General features: G+C 47.0%; 12 protein-coding genes. 8 read left to right on the forward strand and 4 right to left on the reverse strand.

Going from position 1 to position 16,419, the window contains the following annotated elements:
- Nucleotides 1–9: 9 nt before the first annotated feature.
- The 6 genes from ACL9RM_RS01410 (at nt 10) to ACL9RM_RS01435 (ending at nt 9,987) form a co-directional block, all read left to right on the forward strand.
- Complete coding sequence (locus ACL9RM_RS01410) at nt 10–1,641, forward strand: response regulator transcription factor (RefSeq protein ID WP_250266928.1); 1,632 nt, start codon at nt 10–12, stop codon at nt 1,639–1,641.
- A complete protein-coding gene (locus tag ACL9RM_RS01415; RefSeq protein WP_250266927.1) occupies nt 1,638–3,401 on the forward strand; it encodes a sensor histidine kinase in 1,764 nt (587 codons plus the stop codon). The genes ACL9RM_RS01410 and ACL9RM_RS01415 overlap by 4 nt, the downstream gene beginning before the upstream one ends.
- Before the next feature lie 210 nt (nt 3,402–3,611).
- Nucleotides 3,612–5,279, forward strand: a complete 1,668-nt coding sequence (locus ACL9RM_RS01420) for an ABC transporter substrate-binding protein (protein ID WP_250266926.1) — start codon at nt 3,612–3,614, stop codon at nt 5,277–5,279.
- Nucleotides 5,280–5,293: 14 nt separating this feature from the next.
- On the forward strand, nt 5,294–6,274 hold the full coding sequence (locus ACL9RM_RS01425; RefSeq protein WP_250266925.1) for an ABC transporter permease: 981 nt from the start codon (nt 5,294–5,296) through the stop codon (nt 6,272–6,274).
- 594 nt (nt 6,275–6,868) lie between these two features.
- On the forward strand, nt 6,869–7,792 hold the full coding sequence (locus ACL9RM_RS01430) for a carbohydrate ABC transporter permease (RefSeq protein WP_103047237.1): 924 nt from the start codon (nt 6,869–6,871) through the stop codon (nt 7,790–7,792).
- Nucleotides 7,793–7,854: 62 nt separating this feature from the next.
- Nucleotides 7,855–9,987 carry an endo-1,4-beta-xylanase gene (locus tag ACL9RM_RS01435; protein WP_250266924.1) on the forward strand — a complete coding sequence of 711 codons (2,133 nt, stop codon included), beginning with the start codon at nt 7,855–7,857 and terminating at the stop codon, nt 9,985–9,987.
- A gap of 141 nt (nt 9,988–10,128) precedes the next feature.
- Here the strand turns inward: ACL9RM_RS01435 and hxlB are convergent, their stop codons facing one another.
- Nucleotides 10,129–10,686: a 6-phospho-3-hexuloisomerase gene (gene hxlB, locus ACL9RM_RS01440; protein WP_250260134.1), complete on the reverse strand. Its 558-nt coding sequence runs from the start codon at nt 10,684–10,686 to the stop codon at nt 10,129–10,131.
- Nucleotides 10,687–10,691: 5 nt separating this feature from the next.
- Nucleotides 10,692–11,327, reverse strand: coding sequence for a 3-hexulose-6-phosphate synthase (gene hxlA / locus ACL9RM_RS01445; protein ID WP_013312540.1), 636 nt, complete (start codon nt 11,325–11,327; stop codon nt 10,692–10,694).
- A gap of 446 nt (nt 11,328–11,773) precedes the next feature.
- Between hxlA and ACL9RM_RS01450 the strand changes: the two genes are divergently transcribed.
- A complete protein-coding gene (locus tag ACL9RM_RS01450; protein ID WP_250266923.1) occupies nt 11,774–12,649 on the forward strand; it encodes a DNA-binding protein in 876 nt (291 codons plus the stop codon).
- Between the two features lie 185 nt (nt 12,650–12,834).
- Here ACL9RM_RS01450 and ACL9RM_RS01455 read toward each other — a convergent pair whose 3' ends face one another.
- Together ACL9RM_RS01455 and pepT are read right to left on the reverse strand one after the other, a co-directional pair.
- The gene (locus tag ACL9RM_RS01455) at nt 12,835–13,671 is read right to left on the reverse strand and encodes a methyl-accepting chemotaxis protein (protein ID WP_069290645.1); all 837 of its coding nucleotides are present in this window, start codon (nt 13,669–13,671) and stop codon (nt 12,835–12,837) included.
- Nucleotides 13,672–13,868: 197 nt separating this feature from the next.
- Nucleotides 13,869–15,104: a peptidase T gene (pepT, locus tag ACL9RM_RS01460; RefSeq protein ID WP_250266922.1), complete on the reverse strand. Its 1,236-nt coding sequence runs from the start codon at nt 15,102–15,104 to the stop codon at nt 13,869–13,871.
- Between the two features lie 179 nt (nt 15,105–15,283).
- Here pepT and ACL9RM_RS01465 point away from each other — a divergent pair, with 179 nt between their 5' ends.
- Nucleotides 15,284–16,348, forward strand: coding sequence for a LacI family DNA-binding transcriptional regulator (locus ACL9RM_RS01465; RefSeq protein WP_250266921.1), 1,065 nt, complete (start codon nt 15,284–15,286; stop codon nt 16,346–16,348).
- Nucleotides 16,349–16,419: the final 71 nt, after the last annotated feature.

Genomic DNA, 16,419 nt, shown 5'->3' on the forward strand with positions numbered 1-16,419 from the left:
AAGCGTGTTATGAAGCTGCATCGAGCCATTGTGGTGGATGATGAAACCTTTACTCGTAAAGGGCTGCTTCAACTCATGGATTGGCAAGCCTGTGGTTTTGAAGTCGTAGGAGAAGCTGATAACGGTGAGGATGCGCTGGAGCTAATCAGCCGTATTCACCCGGACCTGGTCATTACCGATATTCGTATGCCTGTGCTGGACGGATTAGAGCTGATTCGGTCTGTGCTCGAACAGAGTACAGAACATCCCGCGTTTATTATCTTAAGCGGCTATAGTGATTTTGCTTATGCGCAGCAGGCAATCCGCTATGGGGTTCATGATTTTATGCTTAAGCCGATTGATGAGGGTGACTTTTCGGCTACATTGCGCAAGCTGAGTGAAAGACTGCATCGTGAACAGCAGAATGTGCAACGATATCAGAATCACCATGCAGGTGGGCTGTTAGAGACTGTGATGATGAACCCAGTGGATGATGTAGTGGTGACACAGTGGGAGCAGCAGCTACGGCTTGGGGAAGCCACTTATATGTACTATGTACTCGTCGAGCTGAATGACCAACATCCCTGGCGCTCCGGTGACAATAATATCATGCTATCGCTTTTCCAATTCAGGGAGCTTATAGAGCAAGCGCTTCATCGTTTAATGGATGGCAAGTACCCTCTCTATGTTCATGAGCATCGTAACCGGATTGGTCTTATCGTACCGGACTTCCTTTTGGAGTGTTTTGAAGGCAAGGTCGAAGTTTTTATGAAAGCGCTACAACGCGAGATAGAGGGGATGAAGACACTAAAAGATCAGCTGGGAAGTCGAGTTTTCATTTATGCAGGAAAGCCTGTGAATCGGTTGCAGGATATCCAGCAGTCCTATGCCTGTGCGAAGGAGGCAGTGCTCCATAAATACATTTATGACCATGGCGGTATTGTTGTATATCTACAGAAGGAAATGCCACCACTTCACTATAAGACCATCCCTCAGGACGTACTGGATCGCTTGACGGAACAAGTTGAGGAACTGCGGTTGGATGAGCTGCGTGTGGCCGTGGATTATTTATTTAGCAGCTTTCGGGAGGAGTGTTATGCTCCTGAAGCTATGAAAATGAGTCTGCATCAGTGCGTACTTAGTATCGTTCGGGTCATTCAAAACATGCAGGGAGATGAGCGCTCACTTCAGTCACTAGAACCGATGATGAACTGGCAGGACATGAACCTGTCCCTGGGTGAACTACAGCGATTGTTTACAGCTTTTGCAGAGGAAAGTGGAAGGTATATTGGGGTTCTGCGCAAGGATTGTCAGCAGGGAGGCATCCAGCACATCCGTGCTTACATTGAGCAGCATGCCGCCGAGAATATAAGCCTGAAAAGTATTGCGGCTCGCTTTTACATGAACCCGGTATACCTCGGTCAATTGTTCAGAAAAACGTATGGTGTGTACTTTAACGAATTTCTGCTGAAATTGCGCGTTCAGGAGGCGAAACGCTTATTGCGGCAGACGGATCTGCGAATTTATGAAATTGCTGAGCGCGTGGGCTTCGGCAGTTCAGACTATTTTGTTACCCAGTTTGAAAAGATGGCGCATGCCACACCAAGCGAATACCGCAACAGCCTGATTGTTGGCAACGAGTCAGAGAGGGCCGGCGAATGAAGATGCTGAGAATGACTCTTGATCATGTACGACTGCGAGATAAAATGCTGCTGCTTTATTTTCTCTGTGTTTTCACTCCTGTAGTGCTGACCAATCTGATTTTTTACCATGTCACCTCGCAAAACGTGAAGGAACAGCGTATGCAGGATATTTCGCGCGCACTGGAACAGATTAAAATTGAATTTTACCGTGAATTTGAAGATGCGATGGAAATCTCGTCTATCTTTTATACGGATCATCAGCTCAATGAGGTATTGGAAAAAACATATCCCCACCCTGCTGACTATATCGCCGCTTATGACTCTTATTTACGTCATATCTTGAACAACACTTACAGTCCTGCATACCATTCCGTAGGTGGAATTACGATCTACACCAATAATTCAACGCTGCTGAATTCCGGGGGAATCAGCTTTATAGATGAGGGAGTCAGAAGTTTGCCCTGGTATACCAAAATCTCGCCTGGACGCCAGTCCAAGCCTATATTTGTACGTACCGATGACAGTACAGGTGAACAGGTGTACCCTTTTAGCCTGATTCGGCGGATGAACTACTTTTATTCCCAAAATGGTCGTGAAAAAATACTGAAAATAGAACTGCGAATGTCGTCCATTCGAGAGATTTTCAATAACCTGAATTTGCAGGGAAGTCTCTTTCTGCTGAACGAACGAGGGGAAATCGAATATACAACGGACCCCAAAGTGGATATAAACCACAAACATGTAGCCTATAACACTCTCAAGCTGCCCGAGGACACCATGGAGTTCAAGACGAATTATGTGCTTACGAGCAATCTGAATGGCTGGAGCATTGTGGCTGCGGTATCGAGAGATGCAGTGCTGTATGAAATGCAGGAATCCCGCAATTTTGTGCTCTTGTTAACCTGTGTAAATATGCTGCTGCCTACATTAATCATTATTTGGATTACACGTTCGTTGAACGTGAGGATTCATCGTATTTTAAAGCACATGAAGAAGGTGAAAAACCAGCATTTTGAGCTGATTCGCGGCACAGAGTCGAGAGATGAGATCGGGCAATTAACAGGGGAGTTTAATCGGATGACGCTGAAAATAAAGCGACTGATTAACGATGTCTATATGGCCGATATACAGCGAAAAAATCTGGAAATTCAGCGCAGACATGCCCAGTTGAATGCACTCCACAGCCAGATCAACCCACATTTTCTGTTCAATGCACTGGAGACGATTCGCATGCGGAGCTTGATGAAGCATGAGGATGAGACAGCGCGCATTATTCATAACATGGCACGGATTTTCCGCAATTCGCTGGTGTGGAACAAGGATCGGGTTACTTTGCGGGAGGAGCTGGAGCTGATCCGTTGTTTTCTGGAAATTCAGCAATATCGCTTTGGTGAGCGAATACAGTACGAAGTGCAGGCGCGCTCTGAAGACTTGGACAATATGCTTCCCAAAATGGTCGCGCTGACACTGGTTGAAAATGCAAGTATCCACGGCATTGAGCCGCTAAAGCATGGAGGACGCATTGAGATTCATTTTGAGCATGAGGAAGGACAACTGATTCTAACGGTTCGGGATGATGGGGTGGGCATGTCTGAGGAACAGGTACAACGCTTGTATGGTTACATGCAAAGGCAGGAAGAAATGGGTGAGCGTATAGGTCTACAAAATGTCATATATCGTCTTAAACTTTACTACGGGAGCCGCTTTGAGCTTGCCATTCGCAGTGCACCCGGCGAGGGTACGGAGATTCGAATTAGGATTCCTGCGGATCGGGAGTGAGGTGGAGAGCAGTACCTATTTTGCTTTGAAGGACCTTTACCTATAGTTTTCTAAGTAACACCTTTAGATTGACAGGTGAACGAAATGAACAGCATTTTATAAAATGAAAGTGCTTACAATTTAGGGTGTGCGGGATTCTCAGTGCTTGAGGTACGTGCGCACGATATTCACACACAATCGACAAAAGAGGGCGAAAGGGGAGGGTCTGGCATGACAAGCAAAAGGTTCGGAATCATCACTCTGGTAATGGTTATGATGGCGTCTATGATCGCTGCTTGCTCAGGGAGCTCGGGCAAGGAGCCGGCGTCAGGAGATAGCAAGGAGAAGGTCACATTCACGTATTTTAATGCCACTGCGGGGAGGGACACTAATACCAATGAAACGCGGATCGGCAAAATCCTGGAGGATCAGACGGGGGTAAACTGGAAGCTGGAGCATTTGGTGGGTGATTCCAATACGAAGATCGGTACATTTATTGCCAGTAACGATTATCCGGATGTGATAGTACCGGATGGCACGATCGATAAGCTGCTGGATGCCGGGGCTTTTATTCCCCTGAATGATTTGATCGACAAATATGGACCAAATATTAAGCGTGTATATGGACCGTACTACAACTTGATGAGGGCGGAGGATGGGAACATTTACTTTCTGCCGCTAAGTGCGGTGGTAGGCGATTATTTACCTGCGCCTAACTTAGAGCAAGGAGCCTTTTGGGTGCAACGCAGGGTATTAAAAGAAGCGGGATATCCAAAAATCAAAACACTTGACGAGTACTTAGCTCTGATTCGTAACTATGCGAAAAAGCATGCAGATGAGGGCTTGACTGGGTACCTAGCGTTAACCACGCAGGATAGGTTTTATGCTCTTACGAACGCGCCGATGCATCTGGCAGGCTATCCGAATGATGGCGGCACGATTATTGATATGAAAACACACCGGGCCACGGATTATGGAGATATGGAAATCACAAAGCGGTATCTGAAAGAGCTAAATCAGCTCAATGTAGAGGGCCTATTTGATAAATCGTCCTTTGTGGACAATTACGATCAATATTTGGCAAAGCTGACCTCGGGTAAGGTGCTGGGCTTTTTCGACTACCGCTGGCAGGCGGGGCAGGCCCTGAATAATCTGCAAGAGGCTTCCAAGCAATCGGGCAATGATGATATGGAGTATATAGGGCTGCCTGTTGTATACGACCAGAATATAAAGGATCAGTACATTGATCCTTCATCATTCGTTAATAACCGAGGCATAGGAATTACGGTCAGTGCCAAGGACCCGGTGCGTATCATCAAATTTTTTGACAACCTGCTGACGGACGAAAACCAGATATTATCCAACTGGGGAATCAAGGGAGAAACCTATGATGTAGATAAAAAAGGACGCTTTTACCGGACTGAGGAGCAAATTAAGCAGACTGGTCAGGACGCGTTCCGCGAATCATTTGGGTTCAAATATTTTGAATACAGTTGGCCGCGATACGGTAGCGGTTCTACCCTGCCTGACGGCAACTCGGTTGGCCCCGGACGGCAGCCTGAGGTTGCGCGTATGTCCTACACCGAGGGAGATAAAAAGCTACTAAAAGTCTATGGTGTAGAGTCCTTCTCGCAAATGTTTTCCGCACCTGACGAGCGCCCATGGTATCCGGCCTGGAGTATTCCGATTGCTCAAGGCTCAACTGCGCAGCTCTTCCAGCAAAAGAAGGGAGACCTACAGCGCAAATATTTCCCGCGTTTGGTGCTGTCTGCACCGGAGCAGTTTGATGCGATTTGGAATGAATACACCACTGAATTCAACAAGCTGGATGTAAAGGCGTATGAGGAGCTGATCACGAAGGAGGTTGCCAAAAAAATCGAAAATCCCGGTAAAAAATAAAGGAGGAAGCAGCTATGGGCCACTCGTCACCGCCACCTGTCACGATCTCCTCGGATCATTTGCCGCCCTCGCGGCGAACCGGCTTTAGGGGATTTATGCACAAGCTGAATCAGCAACGGGCACTGGTATGGATGTCCGTCCCTTTTTTAATCTGGCTGTTCATCTTCAAGTATTTGCCCATCTGGGGTTGGACGATTGCCTTTCAGGATTTTAAGCCTGCCCGCAAGTTGCTCGATCAGCAATGGGTCGGATTAAAACATTTCCATTTTCTATTTCAGGATGAACACTTTCTGCGGGTCATGCGCAATACGCTGGCGATGAGCTTTATTAATCTGGTGCTGGGCTTTGTCACTGCTATAACATTAGCGATTTTGCTGAATGAGCTTCGTCAGATCATGTTCAAGCGGGTCGTGCAGACGGTCAGCTATCTGCCACATTTTATTTCGTGGGTGGTCGCGGCTAGCATCATTAGTACGGCGCTGTCTGCGGATGGCGGCATCGTCAATGAGGTGCTGATGTGGCTGGGGTTGATTAAGGAGCCTATTCTGTGGCTGGGCGAGGGAAGCTATTTTTGGGGCATTCTCGGTGCATCGGAGGTATGGAAAAATGTCGGCTGGAACACCATCATTTATTTGGCTGCGATGACGATGATTGATCCCTCGCAGTATGAGGCAGCCGAGATGGACGGAGCAGGGCGTTTTCAGCGGATTTGGCATGTGACATTACCGGGATTGAAGCCTGTATTTATCATCCTGCTCATTATGAACATTGGCAATTTACTGGAATCCGGCTTTGAGCCGCAATACTTACTGGGCAACGGCATGAACGTGGATTACTCGGAGAATCTGGATATTTTCGTGCTGAAATATGGTATTCAGATGGGTAATTTCTCACTTTCCATTGCTGCTGGGATGTTCAAAACGGTGGTCAGCTTCATCTTACTGTTTAGCGCCAATCATATTGCGAAGCGGTTAGGGGAGGAGAGATTGTTCTGAAAGAAGAGTGAGTTATGGTGGGGGGACAGCCGCTTCGCGTGCGGATTGTTCTTCCGATCGCTGTTATCCCCGTATTTTCTTATTGGAATAAAGATCATAGGTTAAAATCCGGGGATAAAGGCGAACGCTCCGCTTCTTCAGAACAATTCCGCCCGCTCCGCTGCTACCCGCCGTAAAGTCACTTTTTTAAGAACTGAGGGTAGGGGCAGGGGAGAGCTTAAGGAAGGCGCGTGACTCGCGCTTCCTTGGGTAAATGCGTCATGGTAGCTGGCTCAGCTTCGCTATCGCTTGTTTTTAGGATTGTGCTAGTGGTGGTGGTAACAGAAGGCGCATGCTCATGCATACTACAGGTGCAAGTCAGTGGATTTTTAGCAGGCCGCTTCGCTGACCTCATCAAAACCTTATCAAACGAACTAAAACATGACTTCTTATAGTACCAATAATATTTCACCAAGGTTAACTCCAATCGCCACTAATATAACCACTCAAAATAACAGTTCCAAGTAACAGCACCAACAAGCTCCAATAACAATTAGTTGAATTAGGGTGCGCGATCCAAATGCCTAAACTATTTTTTAGAAAGGAGCGGAAGTCATGGGCAAAGGGAAGGCCGTACACGGGCGATTTCGGGCCCCCTCAGATCGAATTTTTGATGCGTGCAATATCGTGTTTATGCTCTGCCTGATGGTGTTCACGCTGTATCCGTTTTTAAATACGCTGGCGGTTTCGTTAAATGAAGCGAATGATTCGATTCGGGGCGGGATCTATTTGTGGCCGCGTGAATTTACGTGGAGTAATTATGAATTTGTGTTCAAGGAAGCAACGATTTTCCATGCTACGCTGATTTCTGTATTACGTACAGTTGTGGGTACAGTGACTTCGGTGTTTTGCTGCGCGATGGTGGCGTATACGATCAGCCGGCCGGAATATGTGCTGCGCAAATTTGTTTCGATTGCTTTTATTTTAACGATGTATTTTAGCGGTGGATTGATTCCGAACTTTCTCCTGATTCGTGAGCTTGGGATGCTGGGGACTTTCTGGGTGTATGTCGTGCCGGGATTGATTGGGGTGTTTAATGTGATTGTCATTCGCTCCTTTATTGAGGGATTGCCGGAAGGGATTTTGGAGTCGGCGCGTATTGACGGGGCTGGGGAGTTTGCCACTTTTATGCGCATCGTTTTGCCGCTGTGTGTTCCCGTACTGGCGACGGTGTCGCTGTTTACAGCGGTGGCACAATGGAATTCCTGGTTCGATGTGTTTTTGTACAATTCATCATATGAGCAATGGAGCACTCTTCAATATGAGCTGATGAAAATACTGCAAAATTCTAACACGTCTGTTAACGCTCAGGACTATGCGAGCCAATTCGCTGGTTCGGAAAATCTGGCGAAGTCGGTCACGCCTACCTCGATTCGGGCCACGATGACGATTGTCGCTTCAGTGCCTATTATTTTAGTGTATCCCTTTTTGCAAAAATACTTTGTGAAGGGTATGACCTTGGGCGGTGTCAAAGGATAGTAAATGAAAACCAATGGTGCCAAATACCAATTCCAAAAAATTGGAGTACGGGAGGGATTGCTTTGCGGTCATGTTGGGTTAAGCCTTTTTGTCTGGTACTGGCGGGAGCGCTGTTGTTATCGCCTGTCGGTTGGTGGGGAGCGTCTGTGGCGAAGGCAGCTCCGTCTATAGAACATTCCCCGCCCGTTTCCGATATGGTGCTATCGGCGGGTAGTATCCATAAGACCATTGGAACGTATGGATTTGAGCAAGGAAACAGCGATGGCTGGAAGCCCCGAGGAACTTATACCCAAATTGCATCCGTCACGGAAGCAGCATATGGCGGCACGCACAGTCTGAAGGCAACCGCTCGTACAGCGGCTTGGAACGGGGCGGAGCTGGATGTGAAGTCGCTGTTGCAGCCGGATGTGGAGTATGAAATTAGTGGCTATGTGAAGCTGGATGGTCATTCTGCGATTCCGAGCATGGTTAAACTTACAGTGGAGCAGCAGCCGACAGGCGGGACTACGACATGGAAGACGGTAGCGCAGACAGAGACGGCGGATACATCGTGGATCAAACTTCAGGGGAAATATACTTTTACCGGGGGGATGGATGCATTGAAGCTGTATGTGGAAAGCTCGAATCCCGCACAGGCCTACTATGTGGATGAGATAGAAATAACACAGGTATCGAAGACGCCACCGGAGCCGGCCAATGGTATCGTATCCGGGTTTGAAGATGGTACGGCTCAAGGATGGGTGTCCCGTATGGGAGATGAGACCGTGCAGGTTTCGGACGCCGATGCACGAAGCGGCTCATACAGTCTGCTGACAACAGGCAGACAAAAGGCATATGCCGGACCCAAGCTGGATGTGACTGCTACGATGCAAAAGGGCAGCCGATATACGGTCAGTGCCTGGGTGAAGCTGGCGCCGGGTGAGCAGCCTGCCAAGGTGAGGCTCAGCGTACAGCGTGATCACCAAGGGGATAGTGCGTATGAAACTGTTGTAGGCGACACGGCTACTACGACAGGGGGATGGATGCATTTGTCTGGTATGTATACGCTCGCGCATGATGCAGACACCGTTTCCATGTATTTGGAAACGGCAGAAGGAACGTCTTCCTTTTATATGGATGATTTCGAGCTGTCACTTGTACCACCGCTGGCTATTGAAAAGGACATTCCTTCTTTGCATGGATTATATGGGGGACAGTTTAGCATTGGCACGGCGATTGAAGCTTTCCAGACCGAAGGGGCTTACGGAGAGTTGGTACAGAAGCATTTTAACAGCGTCGTTGCAGGGAATGCGATGAAGCCGATCTCCTTACAACCGTCCGAGGGACAGTTCCATTGGGAGGAAGCAGACCAAATTGTGCAGTTTGCTAGACAGCATGGACTGGAAATTCGCTTCCATACTTTGGTGTGGCATAACCAAACTGGGGATTGGATGTTCAAGGATAAGAATGGACAGCCGATGACGCCGACTGTTGAGAATAAAAAGCTTTTGCTGGATCGGCTGGAGACGCATATACGCGCTGTTGCAGCCCGATATAAAAATGTCATCACCGATTGGGATGTGGTGAATGAGGTCATTGATCCCGATCAACCGGACGGCATGCGCCGCAGCAAATGGTATCAGATTACCGGTACTGATTATATTGAAAAAGCATTCCGTGTCACGAGGGAAGCGACGGGTCCGAACGCACGGCTATTCATTAACGATTACAACACGCATGAGCCGAAGAAACGGGATTTTCTGTACAATTTGGTACGTGATCTGCTCGCTAAAGGTGTACCGATTGACGGGGTAGGTCACCAATCGCATATCCGCCTGGAGTTTCCCGCTATTAGCGAGATTGAGCAGTCCATAGAGAAGTTTGCTTCGCTTGGTCTGGATAATCAAATTACCGAGCTGGATATGGGTCTTTATTCCAATGACACAGATCGCTATGAAACGATTCCAGAATCTATGCTCATCCGGCAGGCTCACCGCTATCGGGCGCTGTTCGATATGTTTTCAAGACAGCAGGAACATATCAGCAATGTGACGATTTGGGGTACGGATGATGGAAATACGTGGCTCAGCACGTTTCCGATAGCCCGGTTGGATAAACCGCTACTATTCGACGAACGGTTAAAGGCCAAATATGCCTATTGGGCACTTGCTGATCCGTCCAAAGTCCCGTCGTTGCCAGCAGGGAACAACGAATAAATGGTTTGAATACATGCCGGGCTTGTTTTGCCTTATTCTATGCTGTATCGAACGTCGCCTTATACAAGCATAAAAGCAGGCTGTTCTTCACATGTGACATGTAAAGAACAGCCTGCTTTGCTATCGTAAAGGAGTGCACTTTTATTCCAAATTGGCGTGTTGACCAAACATAGATTTGGAGGTCAGCTTGCGCAGATCCATCGTTCTGAGTACCAATGCGTCACCGTACAACAGCAGGGTTTGCTCAAACAATGAGCCCATGGGCTGGATCGTCTGGTAGTCCTTGTTGGACCGGTCCTTGGCCGCACCAGGCAGCTTGACGATGATATCGGCCAGTTTGCCAATGGTGGAACCGGGAGAAGTGGTTAGTAGCGCCAGAGAGGCTCCGAGTTTCTTTGCTTTTTCTGCCATGGAGATCAGGCTTTTGGTTTCACCAGAGCCTGAACCGATAATGAGCAGGTCGCCCTCGCCCAAACCGGGAGTTACGGTTTCCCCGACTACGTAAGCTTGAATTCCCATATGCATCAGCCGCATTGCCAGCGAGCGAATCATGAACCCTGAGCGGCCCGCACCTGCCACGAATACCTTATTGGCAACGGCGATGGAATGGATCAGCTGTTCCGATTCCGTATCACTGATCAATTGTGGAACCAATTGTAGCTCCTTGAGTACCTCAGATAAATATTGAGAGGTTTCCATTGGGGTTAACCTTGTTTGATGAGCTGTTGCATTTGGGAAGCTACAGCCTTTTTGTCGTCCTCGCCAGTGATACCACCGCCGACGATAACCAGATCCGGTTGAGCCTTTACGACTTCAGCCAATGTACTCAGCTTAATACCGCCAGCCACAGCAGTTTTGGAGTTTTTCACGACTTTTTTGACGGTTTGCAGTGCTTCGAACGGGCTTTGTCCTTCAGCTTGCAGATCGTAGCCTGTATGCACACAGATGTAGTCAACGCCCAGAGCGTCGATTTCTTTCGCACGTTGCTCCAGGTTTTTAACACCGATCATATCCACCAAGATTTTTTTGCCACCTTGTTTTTTCGCTTCTTCTACTGCGCCTTTGATTGTTGCATCTTCAGCTACAGCCAAAATCGTAACGATATCTGCCCCAGCCTCGGAAGCTTTTAGCACTTCATAGCCCCCTGCATCCATAACCTTCAGGTCAGCCAGCACTTTCAGATTCGGGAATGCTTCTTTCATTGCTTTTACCGCATGAAGTCCTTCATTGATGACAATCGGCGTACCGATTTCTACGATATCAATATACGACTCTACTTCTTTTACCAATGCAATCCCTTGCGGGATATCTACTAAGTCTAAAGCCAATTGAAGTTCCATGTTATTAACTTCACTCCTTAAGTGAATTTATATTTTGATGAACAGGTACATGCTCTGTTGAGTATCAATCTATACTTTAGTTTCATGCACAGGTTTGATTGTAAGGCCCAGCTACCCGGTTGAAAAGTACGCACTAATTCGTAACGTAGTTACCCCCACGATACTATAGCATCATAAAAACCATCCATGAGAGAGCCTACATTTTGTTTTCTTTTAGCATTATTTCTATAAGGGGAGTCGACTATTCATAACCGATAACCGTACACAGCAATGTAAGGTTGCAAAAAAAGAAGGTAGTGATGATTGAATTGACTTCAAGTTAGGTTTTGACTATATTTGTAATATAATGGTATACAAAAAATGGAGGCTAAGAGTATAACTACCCTGAAGAGTAGCCGCTGTGCTAAGGGGTAATCGCAATTTTCAGGATAGGGAGGCGGGTTTTAGTGGAAGAGGTCCTGAACCAAAGGGAAGCCATTTATTTGTTGTCGGACAGCCACGAACTCGATAAAGCTTGTGAGTTGTTTAGAATCAGCTACACACATAATGATTGGGATGAAGCGAACAAAGTAGCAGACTATCTGCATACGTTGGCTGAAAACCTGTATCACACCCAACTGAGAAATGCTGCAGACGGCAAGTATGAGACATTGGACACCAAACACCCGCTAGTGTTTTATTATGCTTACAGTTATTTGGCGAAATCTATTTACTATCAGAATATGGGCAAGTATGAGGAAGCCAGAAACTATATTATGAAGTATAGCGAAATGGGTTGGTTTATAGGGCTGGATCAGAGCGGTCACGAAGAAGTAGAGAGATTCCGTTTCCTCGCCAAGGCCAATTTATTTACGATTGAATTACTTTCGGGGAGAAGGGAACTTTTGCCTGAGTACGTTCAATTTCTTCACGACAATGACGAGGAGCTACTTCCAGGATTGGTTGGTATTGCCGAAGCAGCTAACCTGAATAATTGGAATATAGACGACCTGCTGAACGATTTTGCCGATGATATTAAGATATTTGAAGGTTATGAAGATAGAGCAAACCGCGTATATTATTTAAAACTGGTCAACCAATTGGCCATTTACCATTTCAAGAAGAAGCAGTACTCTGTTGCCTTAAATTATGTCCTTGATTCTCTGCAATTCTCTGCCAGTGTAGAAGCGGATGCCGATTTCAGGACACTGGTTGCTCTGTTTGAGACTTATCGAGATTTGGCAACACCATCACAGCGAGAGCAATACCAAACCATTTTATTAAGGGGGCTTCATAATGAAAAAGGCATTAATCTCGGTAACTATGGTCTTGGCGTTTCTTAGTATTGCTCTTCCGGTGGGAAATATTTTGGGAGGGTTAGACCCTGTAATTCCTTCAAATCATGGTGTTTTTTCTTATACTGCTTGAGTCAGAATTAGACCTTCAAGCCCGATAGGGCTTTTGTACATAAAAGGAGCACACTTTTACGCATTTGCGATCAGTGTGCTCCCCTCTTTTATGCCAAGATTTATTTTACGACATACGAAGTCAGGTGACTGGCCAGATGTTGCATCGTTTCACTCGCCTTTTGCATACGCTCCATCACTTCAGTGAAAGAGCCTACCAGAGTCGCCTGCTCCTGAGAAGAAGAAACAATTTGCTCAATTTCCTGCTCCATTTGACGCATGGAGTTCTGTACATCCTTAAGGGCTCCTTCAATATCGACCGTCGCCTTTTTGGATTCTACGGATAGCTTGCGCACCTCTTGAGCGACGATACCAAAGCCTGCCCCTGCTTCTCCGACACGCGCGGCCTCGATCGCTGCATTCAATCCAAGCAGGTTGGTTTGATCGGAAATTTCCTTGATGAACACAGCTACCTGATTGATTTTACCCGAGTTTTGTACGGCGATTTGGGTGTTTTTCAAAATCTGTTCACTGGTTGCCTGAAGCTCCTCGGAATGAGCCGCCACATGCTGTACCATATCAATGAGCTGCTCAGTGATGGAAAGGTTCTCGGATACGATTTGATCCAGTTGATTTTTGTTAGTCAAATTATAAGAGGCCGCAAATGCTGCGATGACTTCACCTTTCTCGTCAAATACAGGAATACTGATCATATCAAGAGGAAGCCCTAGAATTTCAGCAGGGATGTGGGTCAGGCTGGGCTCACGTCCATTTTTAAGCATGGCAAAATCTTTATAGTCTTCGAGCAGCTCCGAGCCCGTTTCAAAGCCGAGGTCCATACCCTCCGATTGGGTATACATAAGGACATGAGTGCGGTCGAAGAGAGCAAGAGTCACTTTCTCACGCATAATCTGTTGTATGTAGGGAATGGCTGCAATTAATGCATCTATTGTATTCAAATAGATAACCTACCTTTCTTTACTAGATATATTTTTTATAGTCTCGTATATAGTTGTCGGTCTAAAGACGGATAAAAGTTATAAAGATGAAAATTTAAAGGGAAATGAAAGCTTCAGAAAAAAAGGCATACCGTTTCCATTACGGAACGATATGCCTTCTATTTAATCTTAACGTGTCAGTGCTGTGTATAGGTAGTTCACTTGCCGCGTTGCTCGAACAGTTGTGCGATTTCCACAATGACCTTGGTAGCAAGTACCATGTTGTCCACCGACACATATTCAAACTTACCGTGGTAGTTCTCCCCACCTGTAAAAATATTCGGGGTTGGCAGTCCCATGTAGGATAGCTGTGAACCGTCTGTACCGCCACGAATCGGCTTGATAATAGGTTCGATATTCAGCTTTGTCATTGCTTCATAAGCGACATCGACGATATGCTTGACTGGCTCTATTTTCTCTTTCATGTTGTAATACTGATCTCTCAATTCCAGCGCAATACGGTTTTCTCCATATGCGGCCTGCAGCTCTTTGACTACATTTGTTAAATAAGCTTTCCGGTTTTCAAAGCTCTCGCGGTCAAAATCACGGATAATATAGTATAGCTTAGCTTGTTCTGCCGTGCCTGTAGACTCCAAGAGATGATAGAAGCCATCATATCCGTCTGTATATTCTGGGGCTTCGTTTGCAGGTAACCGACTGTGCAGCTCCATAGCGATTTTGGCAGCGTGGATCATTTTGTTTTTAGCCGTACCGGGATGCACATTCACACCGTGAATGGTAATATGGGCAGCTGCGGCGTTAAAGCTCTCATACTCCAGTTCTCCGAGCGGTCCGCCGTCTACCGTATAGGCATATTCAGCGCCAAAAGCGGATACATCAAAGCGTTCCGGTCCTCTTCCAATCTCTTCGTCCGGTGTAAAGGCAACGCGAATTTTGCCATGTTGAATTTCTGGATGGTCAATCAGGTAGTGGATAGCTGTCATGATTTCTGCGATCCCGGCTTTGTTGTCTGCACCGAGCAGGGTGGTACCATCTGTTGTGATCAGGGTGTGGCCTTTATATTGAGTTAGTTCGGGAAACTCACGTGGAGAAAGAACCACACCAAGCGAAGCATTCAGCGTGATATCGCCCCCATCATAGTTCTCCGTCAATTGCGGCTTTACCCCTGCGCCAGTCAGTTCGGTAGCCGTATCGAGGTGAGCGAGAAAACCGATGATGGGAACCTCTTTATCCGTATTGGAAGGAAGGGTCGCCATCACATAACCATTATCATCAATAGTTACGTCTGTCATACCAATGGCTTTCAATTCGCCCACCAAGAGGTTGCCCAATGTGAGCTGTCCGGGTGTAGTGGGGCAAGTGTGGCTGCTTTCATCAGATTGGGTATCTACCTGAACATATGTAGTCAGGCGGTCAATCAGTTCCTGTTTCATGTGTGTATCCTCCTTAGTGTCATTTCTATTATGGTACGTATTTTATCATGATTAGGCTTATAATATGAAAAAAATGGTTGACCCTTTTAGGAATGACGGGTTGTGTTGCACAGGGGAGACGAGTAAGATAATAGTAAAATAAAAGTAAAAATAGAGTAAAACGATTAAAGGAGTCTGCAATGCCTACGTTAAAAGATATCGCCCAGGAGGCAGAGGTTTCGATATCCACGGTCTCCCGAGTGCTGAATTATGATGAAACATTGTCTGTATCAGAGGAAACGCGGCGTAAAATTTTTGAGGTTGCCGAGCGCATGAAATATACGACGGTTAAACGTAAAAATGGCGGTATTGGTCGTCAGCCCCGCAAGAAGGCAGAGGGACCCATCCAGTTAGGTATGGTGCACTGGTTTAGTGCGTACGAGGAACTGGAAGACCCTTATTATCTATCTATTCGGTTTGGCGTGGAAAAAGAGTGCCGCCAAAGTGGGGCGCAGCTGGAGCGTATTTTCAGAAGAGAGGACCTAACTACACTGAGGGCATTATCCGAAGGGCTACATGGACTGATCGTGCTGGGGCATTTTAGCAGTGAAGAGGTAAAACGTATGCTGGAACTGCCCATTCCTTGCGTCTTTCTGGATCATCCGGTAGAGCGTACAGGGGCAGACTATGTGGTCATTGACCTTGCTCACGCTGCGGCTGATGCACTGGATTATTTGATGGGCGCGGGCCATCGTCACATCGGATATGTAGGTATGGGTAAGGATGAGCAGTCCCATGATTCCGAACAAGTCGAGCTAGATGCCCGCTATGAGACGTTTTTGCGGTATCAGGAACAGCATAGGCTATGCACGTCGGATGATATTCATGTGTGCGGAGGAACAGCGGCAGACGGCTTCCGTGCGATGGAAGCGGCTATTCTGGCAGGACCAGAAAACCTGCCTACAGCCTTCTTTGTCGCGAGCGATTCGGTGGCTATTGGGGTGTTGAAGGCGCTGGAGCAGCATCACCTTGCGGTGCCGGAACGTATCTCCATTGTTGGCTTCAATGATATTCCGACAGCGGAATATTTGACCCCATCTCTGTCAACAGTCAAAACGCATACCGAACTGATGGGAGAAACGGGCGTTCAGCTCTTGCTGCATACGGTACGCAACGGTGCAAACGAGGTGGGGCGCAAGGTCATCATTCCGACCGAGCTAATGATTCGCAACAGCAGTGCGCCGCTGCATACCGATGCCAAATAAAATTGACGCTATGGATTTGGACAGCCCCGCCTTCTGGGGCTGTTTTTGGTATGAAAAGATACAAAAATGGA

Source organism: Paenibacillus sp. S29 (assembly GCF_049319765.1).
Taxonomy (GTDB): Bacteria; Bacillota; Bacilli; order Paenibacillales; family Paenibacillaceae; genus Paenibacillus; species Paenibacillus polymyxa_B.